This is a genomic window from Mesorhizobium sp. M7A.F.Ca.ET.027.03.2.1, assembly GCF_003999175.1.
Lineage (GTDB): Bacteria > Pseudomonadota > Alphaproteobacteria > Rhizobiales > Rhizobiaceae > Mesorhizobium.
In genome coordinates this window covers 1-1,452 of the sequence record NZ_RZOM01001302.1, presented here as the reverse complement: position 1 = coordinate 1,452, position 1,452 = coordinate 1, and the positions used below count along the sequence as shown (strand labels likewise).

2 protein-coding genes are annotated in these 1,452 nt (G+C 64.5%); both read left to right on the top strand.

The window, feature by feature from the left end; genetic code table 11:
* The first annotated feature begins 202 nt into the window (after positions 1-202).
* Positions 203-1,015, top strand: a complete 813-nt coding sequence (locus tag EN750_RS34055) for an amino acid ABC transporter permease (RefSeq protein ID WP_127399258.1) — start codon at positions 203-205, stop codon at positions 1,013-1,015.
* Positions 1,016-1,070: 55 nt separating this feature from the next.
* Positions 1,071-1,452, top strand: a 382-nt coding sequence (locus tag EN750_RS34050; protein WP_127399257.1) for a methyltransferase domain-containing protein, incomplete at its 3' end; no start/stop codon positions are given.

The window sequence follows — 1,452 nt, the reverse complement described above, 5'->3', positions numbered from 1 at the left end:
GTGATTTCCCGCTGACTTCGCGCTTGAACGCCCCCCTCTGCCCTGCCGGGCATCTCCCCCTCAAGGGGGGAGATCGGCTGTTTTTTCCGCTTTCGCCAATCACCAAAGTTGTAAAAAGAGTGCCGTCGACGAAGCTGCCAATCTCCCCCCTTGAGGGGGAGATGTCCGGCAGGACAGAGGGGGGCGCCTTGGTGCAATCCATTTGACGTCTCCCGCCTCTTCGTCCAAAGCCGACTTCCCCTGGTGGCTCGTCGTTGCCGCAGCCCTCGCGATCGCGGTGGCCGCCTTCGTCGCCACCAGCAACCTCTATGCCCAGGTGTTCGCCACGGTCGCCAAGGGCATCGGCGTCACCATCTTCGTCACCGTGATCGCCTTCGTGCTGGCGTCGGCCATTGGGCTCGGCATCGCGCTGATGGGAATGTCCGGTTCGCGCTGGCTGCGCCAGATCGCGCGCTTCTATGTCGAGATCGTCCGCGGCGTGCCGATCCTGGTGCTGTTGTTCTGGATCGCCTTTGCCGGCGCGCCGGCCTTCGTCGCGGCCTGGAACGCGCTGACCGCGCCGCTGCAAAGTGCCGGCCTGTTCGGCGAGCTTTTGGTGCGCGACGTGTCGCTGCTCTGGCGCGCCATCATGGCGCTGACCATCGGCTATTCGGCTTTCATCTCGGAGGTTTTCCGGGCCGGCATCCAGGCGGTGGAGAAGGGTCAGATCGAAGCGGCGAAGGCGCTTGGGCTGACACGCGCGCAGCGTTTCCGGCTGATCGTGTTCCCACAGGCAATCCGCACCATCCTGCCGCCGCTCGGCAATGATTTCGTCGCTTTGGTCAAGGATTCCTCGCTGGTCTCGGTGCTCGGCGTTGCCGACATCACGCAGATGGGCAAGGTCTATGCCGCCGGCTCGTTCCGCTTCTTCGAGACCTATTCGATAACGGCCTACATCTATCTCATTCTGACCGTCGGCCTGTCGCTGGCGCTCAGGGCGCTGGAGCGGCGGCTACGCCGCCAGCACGAGGAATAGTTTTTCGGCCAAGGCAGCGCTACGATCCCCGAGCATTCCCCTTGAGGAGGTCCCCATGATCGTCGACAAAGCCAATGCGGCGCTGGATTCCGTCTATAGGGCCGACACGCCGGAAGCGCTTGAGGAGGCCTATGCCGCGTGGGCCGCGACCTATGACAGCGAGACCGCCTCGCTCGGCTACCTCCTGCCTTTCCTGATCACCGCCTGGGTGGCGCGTCATGTGCCGGCGGGCGATGGCCCCTTGCTCGATGCCGGCTGCGGCACTGGCCTGTCGGGACCCTCGCTGAAGGCGCTCGGTTACCGCGACATCGCGGGGCTCGACCTCTCGCACGATATGCTGAAGATCGCCGGCAGCCGCAATGCCTACAGCGACCTGAAGCAGGCAATGCTGGGCGAAACGCTGCCATGGCCTGACGGCCACTTCCGCGCCTTCTTCT